Annotated in this window: 8 protein-coding genes; 4 read left to right on the top strand and 4 right to left on the bottom strand. The window is 66.8% G+C overall.

All coding sequences use genetic code 11. The annotated features are described in order from the left end of the window. Nucleotides 1–266 precede the first annotated feature (266 nt). Nucleotides 267–758 (top strand): ClpXP protease specificity-enhancing factor SspB, encoded by a 492-nt coding sequence (locus EON91_RS13880; RefSeq protein WP_292095907.1) that lies wholly within the window; start codon nt 267–269, stop codon nt 756–758. A 62-nt stretch (nt 759–820) separates the two neighbouring features. Next, complete coding sequence (locus EON91_RS13885; protein WP_292095910.1) at nt 821–1,582, top strand: C13 family peptidase; 762 nt, start codon at nt 821–823, stop codon at nt 1,580–1,582. On the opposite strand, the gene EON91_RS13890 is transcribed toward EON91_RS13885, so the two are convergent. Next, a complete protein-coding gene (locus EON91_RS13890) occupies nt 1,557–1,919 on the bottom strand; it encodes a RusA family crossover junction endodeoxyribonuclease (RefSeq protein WP_292095912.1) in 363 nt (120 codons plus the stop codon). The two genes, EON91_RS13885 and EON91_RS13890, sit on opposite strands and share 26 nt — an antisense overlap. Next, nucleotides 1,916–2,527 (bottom strand): peptidylprolyl isomerase, encoded by a 612-nt coding sequence (locus EON91_RS13895; RefSeq protein WP_292095913.1) that lies wholly within the window; start codon nt 2,525–2,527, stop codon nt 1,916–1,918. Before EON91_RS13895 ends, EON91_RS13890 begins: the two co-directional genes overlap by 4 nt. An 81-nt stretch (nt 2,528–2,608) precedes the next feature. Here EON91_RS13895 and fumC point away from each other — a divergent pair, with 81 nt between their 5' ends. Further along, a complete protein-coding gene (fumC, locus tag EON91_RS13900; protein WP_292095914.1) occupies nt 2,609–4,000 on the top strand; it encodes a class II fumarate hydratase in 1,392 nt (463 codons plus the stop codon). Nucleotides 4,001–4,069: 69 nt separating this feature from the next. Here the strand turns inward: fumC and EON91_RS13905 are convergent, their stop codons facing one another. Next, the gene (locus EON91_RS13905) at nt 4,070–4,303 is read right to left on the bottom strand and encodes a DUF2171 domain-containing protein (RefSeq protein WP_292095916.1); all 234 of its coding nucleotides are present in this window, start codon (nt 4,301–4,303) and stop codon (nt 4,070–4,072) included. A gap of 68 nt (nt 4,304–4,371) precedes the next feature. Here EON91_RS13905 and EON91_RS13910 point away from each other — a divergent pair, with 68 nt between their 5' ends. Then, nucleotides 4,372–4,563 (top strand): DUF4169 family protein, encoded by a 192-nt coding sequence (locus EON91_RS13910; RefSeq protein ID WP_292095918.1) that lies wholly within the window; start codon nt 4,372–4,374, stop codon nt 4,561–4,563. 7 nt (nt 4,564–4,570) lie between these two features. Here the strand turns inward: EON91_RS13910 and EON91_RS13915 are convergent. Then, nucleotides 4,571–5,097, bottom strand: a 527-nt coding sequence (locus EON91_RS13915; protein WP_292095920.1) for an EamA family transporter, incomplete at its 5' end; no start/stop codon positions are given.

The raw sequence follows: 5,097 nt of genomic DNA on the forward strand, positions 1-5,097 counted from the left end.
TCGCTGGGGAATACGCCGTCGCCGCGTAATGCGGTTCCGGTAATTCCGAACTAAGTCCTGGGGGTTCAGATCCTCAGGCGGGGCCCGGAGGGCGCCTGGCAACAGAAGCCCTCCACTTTTCACTCCTGCGGCCCTTCCTTCTTGCTCCGACGCCTTGGGGCGCCCGGCGACAGAAGCTGGCGTTTTCCTTCAAATTCCGGCGCTCCTCTCTTTCGTCATTCTCCTGTCGCGCGTAACAGTCGCGCGTTCCCAGTTTCGAGGCGCCGATGACGGACCAGACCCCTCCGGTCGACGAGATGCACTACGACCAGCTGACGCAGGACGCCCTGCGCGGTGTCGTGCGTGCGGCGCTCGAACGTGCCGCCAGCCCAGGGGGGATCCCCGGCGCGCACCATTTCTACATCACCTTCCGCACCCGGGCGCCGGGCGTATCGGTGCCGCCGGACATTCTGGCGAAATATCCCGAAGAGATGACGGTGGTGCTGCAGCACCAGTACTGGGACCTGGCCATCGAACAGGACCGGTTCTCGGTCATGTTGAAATTCGGCGGCCTGCCCAAGGTGCTGACCGCGCCGTTCAAGGCCGTGACCCGCTTTTACGACCCGTTGGTGCAGTTTCTGCTGGAGTTCGAGGCGCCGGAGAGCGAGCCGGAACAGCCGATGTTCATCGCCGAGGCTCTGGACCCCGACCCCGTCCGTCCCTCGACGGGCGAGGACGGCCCCAAGGTTGTTTCGCTGGATCAATTCCGCAAGAAATAGGCCTATCGGTCCCCTCTCCCTCGTCATAGCCTGCGCCTTCGGACGCAGCGCTGGAGGGCGACATGGGCCGGGGACTGGTGTGGGTGATCATCGTCTGGGCGGCGCTGGCGCTGGGGTGCAGCCCCAGCCGCGCCCAGCCCCGCTTTGACGACTGGACCGCCGTCATCATCGCTGCCGACTGGCGCACCAGCGACGGCCAACCGATCCAGGCTTTCGACAATGCCCTGCGCGACCTGACCGGCGCGTTCGAGCAGGCCGGCTTCGATCGGCGCAATATCGTCAGCCACAGTCTGCGCCCCGATGCGCCCTCGCCCGTTTCAGCCCAGACGGCCGTGCGAAACGCCGCCCGGGCGGCGGCCCAAACCACGCGCGGATGCCTGCTCTATTTCACCTCGCACGGCTCTCCCGACGGCATCGTGTTCGGCCCGGACGAGGTTGTCACGCCGGCGGCGATGGCGACCATGGCGCGGGCCTGGTGCGGTCAGCGGCCGACGGTGATCGTGGTGTCGGCGTGCTATTCCGGCGTCTTTCTGGACGCCCTGTCCGGCCCCGATCGCATGGTCATGACCGCCGCCCGCCCGGACCGCGCTTCGTTCGGCTGCAGTGAGGAAGCGACCTATCCCTATTTCGACGGCTGCGTGCTGGAAACCCTGCCGACAGCGTCCGATTTCATCGCCCTGGCCCACGGCGCCCGCGCCTGCGTCACCCGGCGCGAGACCGAAGAAGGCCTGACGCCGGCCTCAGAGCCCCAGCTCCGGATCGGCGCCAATATGCAGATGCTGCTGCCGACCCTGCGGTTCAGCCCGCCTTCGCCCGGGGGGTGACGCGGATCGTGATCCGCTCGCGCTCGCCCTCATGCCGTTCGACCAGCAGGCGGGCGACCTGGCTGTCGTCGTGGAACAGATAGCCCTTGATCGCGTCCAGCAGCGCCTTGGCCAGATTGTCCAGGTCCATCCACGGCGGGTCGCCGACATGCTCCATGCGGATCTCGACGGCATAGTCGCCCCACGCCGGGCGTGACGACCACTCCTTGCGCATGAACTCATAGACCAGTGGCTTGTAGTATTTGGCCTGGGTGGTCAGGCCGTCGATGGTGATCTCGACCGCCTCGCCATCCTCCCGCGCCCGGACCTTGCCCGAGCCGATCCAGCCCGCGGTCACTGCGCCGACGGGGCGCCGCAGACCGCCGGGACCGGTCCACGCAGCTCGATGTTGGTGATGGCGACCGGCGCCGTGATCTGCTCGTCCGTGGCCGGCAAGGCCTGGATCGCGCGCACCAGCTCCAGCCCTTCCGTCACCTTGCCAAAGGCGGCGAACCCCTGCCCGTCCGGATTGCGGCCGCCGCCGAAGTCCAGCGACGGCGTGTCCTGCGTCACGATGAAGAAGCTGGAGGTCGCCGTATCCGGCCCGTCGCGCGCCATGGAGATGGTCCCGGCGACGTGCATCAATCCCGTATCCCGCGTCCGTTCCAGCGCGATGGGGCCAAAGCCGGGGTCGTCGCTCCCCGCCGTGGTCGCCGCCTGGATCACGTCGATCGGATTGGGATTGGCGTTGGTGGCGCGCACGACGGTGCGGAAGAAGGTCGCGTCGCGATAGCGACCGGCCTGGACATAGCGAATGAAGTTGCAGGTGGTCAGCGGCGCCGCCTGGGCGTCCAGTTCCAGAACGATGTCACCTTTCGTGGTGTGGATCGCCGCCTCGACCGCCGGAACTGGAACCGTGGCGGCAAGCACGGCGGCAAGGCCGGTCATCAGGCTGGTTGCGATCATGATGGTCTCCCGTTCTTGCACCGCGGCCCTCAGGTGCTACACCGCCGCGCATCTTCCCGCCACGTCCGAAGCGAGCCCGCGATGAGCAATGTCCGCACCGAAACCGACACCTTCGGCCCCATCGAGGTCGCCGCCGACCGCTATTGGGGCGCGCAGGCCCAACGCTCGCTCGGCAATTTCAAGATCGGCTGGGAAAAGCAGCCCCTGCCGGTCGTCCGCGCCCTGGGCATCGTCAAGCGCGCGGCCGCTGAAACCAACCGCGACCTGGGCAAGCTGGATCCCAAACTGGCCGACGCCATCATCGCCGCCGCCAATGAGGTGATCGAGGGCAAGCTGAACGACCACTTCCCGCTGGTCGTCTGGCAGACCGGTTCCGGCACCCAGTCGAACATGAACGCCAACGAGGTGATCTCGAACCGCGCCATCGAAATGCTGGGCGGCGAGATGGGCTCGAAAAAGCCGGTCCACCCCAACGATCACGTCAACATGAGCCAGTCGTCGAACGACACCTATCCCACGGCCATGCACGTCGCCTGCGCCGAGCAGGTGGTCAATGATCTGATCCCGGCGCTGAAGCATCTGCACGCCGCCCTGGACGCCAAGGCCGGGGCCTGGGCCCACATCATCAAGATCGGCCGCACCCACACCCAGGACGCCACCCCCCTGACCCTGGGCCAGGAGTTCGGCGGCTATGCCCATCAGGTCGCCATGGGTATCGAGCGCATCGAACAGACCCTGCCGCGCCTGATGGAGCTGGCCCAGGGCGGCACCGCCGTCGGCACCGGCCTGAACGCCCCCATCGGTTTCGCCGAGAAGGTCGCGGCCAATATCGCCGCCATCACCGGCCTGCCCTTCACCACCGCCCCGAACAAGTTCGAGGCCTTGGCCGCCCACGACGCCATGGTCTTCAGCCACGGCGCCATCAACACGGTGGCCGCCTCGCTGTTCAAGATCGCCAACGACATCCGCTTCCTGGGCTCGGGCCCGCGCTCGGGCCTGGGCGAACTGGCCCTGCCGGAAAACGAGCCGGGCTCGTCGATCATGCCGGGCAAGGTCAACCCGACCCAATGCGAAGCCCTGACCCAGGTCTGCGCCCAGGTGTTTGGCAACAACGCCGCCCTGTCGTTCGCCGGCTCCCAGGGCCATTTCGAGTTGAACGTCTACAACCCGGTCATGGCCTACAACTTCCTGCAGTCGGTCCGCCTGGTCGCCGATGCGGCCATCAGTTTCACCGACAACTGCGTTGTCGGCATCGAGCCGCGCGAGGACAACATCAAGCGCGGCCTGGATAACTCGCTGATGCTGGTCACCGCCCTGAACGGCAAGCTGGGCTACGACGCCTGCGCGAAGATCGCCAAAACCGCGCACAGGAACGGCACCACCCTGCGCCAGGAGGCCGTCGGCGGCGGTTACCTGACCGACGCCGAGTTCGACGAGGCCGTCCGCCCCGAACTGATGATCGCCCCTCAGTAAGATCGGGATTCAGACAAGACAAAGGCCCCGCCGGCGACCGGCGGGGCCTTTTTCATATCGCCGTGGACCTTAGTGTTTCTCGGTCCAGCGCGCCTTGGCGTCGTCCTTGGTGACGTTCAGATGGACGTGCTCGTCCACATGATCGACCCAGCTGACCGGGATCATGTGGTGCTTGAAACCGGCGCCCAGATCCATCTTGGCCAGTTCGATCTGCTCGCCCAGAACATGGTCGACGCGGCCGACGTGTCCGCCGTCCGAACCGACGACTTCCTGATGTTCCTTGATCTGCGAGGCGTTTATCATGACGGTCTCCCTTGCTGTCGGTCGTTCAACGGACGGAAGGCGGCTCGGGTTCACACAGAAGGCGCGCCATGGGCGAACTCATCAACCTGAACAAGGCTCGCAAGGCCCGCGATAAGGCCACGGCGAAACGCAACGCGGAAACCAATCGCGCCGCCCACGGGCGCAGCAAGGCCGACCGTCAGGCGGCGGACACCGCGCGCGACCGCGACGCTGCCCGGCTGGATGGTCACAAGCGGGACGACGATACGCCCGGCGACTAAAGGTCGCTCAGGCCGCCGACCGTTTCGGCGCGCGGATCAGGAACAGTTGTCCCGCCAACACCAACGCCAGACCCAGCAGCGCCATGACACCGAACGTCGCCCCCTCGAATAGCACCGAAACCAGCATGGCGATCGGCGGCGTCAGGGCCGAAATATAGCTGGCCAGCGCATAGCCGCGCGCCCGCGCGATGGTGAAATACAGGCCGAACGCGATGACCGAGCCGAACACCGACAGATACAGCAGCGACACCACATAGGCCGGGCTCCACGCCACCGACCATGACACGCCGGTCACCAACCCATAAAGCGCCAGCAGGATCGTGCCGTACGCCATGGCCCAGGCCGTGCCGGGCAGCACCTCCGCCCCCGCCTGTTGCCCGCGCCAGGCGAACCAGTTGCCGAACGCCGAGGCGATGACGGCGACCACGGCGAAACTGACCCCCGCGACCGCATGGGCGCCCAGGCCCGCGCCCATGCGGTCGCGGGGGTCAGTTTCGCCGTGGTCGCCGTCATCGCCTCGGCGTTCGGCAACTG

Origin of the sequence: Brevundimonas sp. (assembly GCF_004210735.1) — a bacterium.
In the GTDB taxonomy this organism is placed as follows: Bacteria; Pseudomonadota; Alphaproteobacteria; order Caulobacterales; family Caulobacteraceae; genus Brevundimonas.

What these genes read in the sequence shown, in the direction of transcription:
- EON91_RS13880 (WP_292095907.1), top strand. Translation starts at nt 267, where the DNA reads ATGACGGACCAGACCCCTCCGGTCGACGAGATGCACTACGACCAGCTG.
- EON91_RS13885 (WP_292095910.1), top strand. Translation starts at nt 821, where the DNA reads ATGGGCCGGGGACTGGTGTGGGTGATCATCGTCTGGGCGGCGCTGGCG.
- EON91_RS13895 (WP_292095913.1), bottom strand. Translation starts at nt 2,527, where the DNA reads ATGATCGCAACCAGCCTGATGACCGGCCTTGCCGCCGTGCTTGCCGCC.
- fumC (WP_292095914.1), top strand. Translation starts at nt 2,609, where the DNA reads ATGAGCAATGTCCGCACCGAAACCGACACCTTCGGCCCCATCGAGGTC.
- EON91_RS13905 (WP_292095916.1), bottom strand. Translation starts at nt 4,303, where the DNA reads ATGATAAACGCCTCGCAGATCAAGGAACATCAGGAAGTCGTCGGTTCG.
- EON91_RS13910 (WP_292095918.1), top strand. Translation starts at nt 4,372, where the DNA reads ATGGGCGAACTCATCAACCTGAACAAGGCTCGCAAGGCCCGCGATAAG.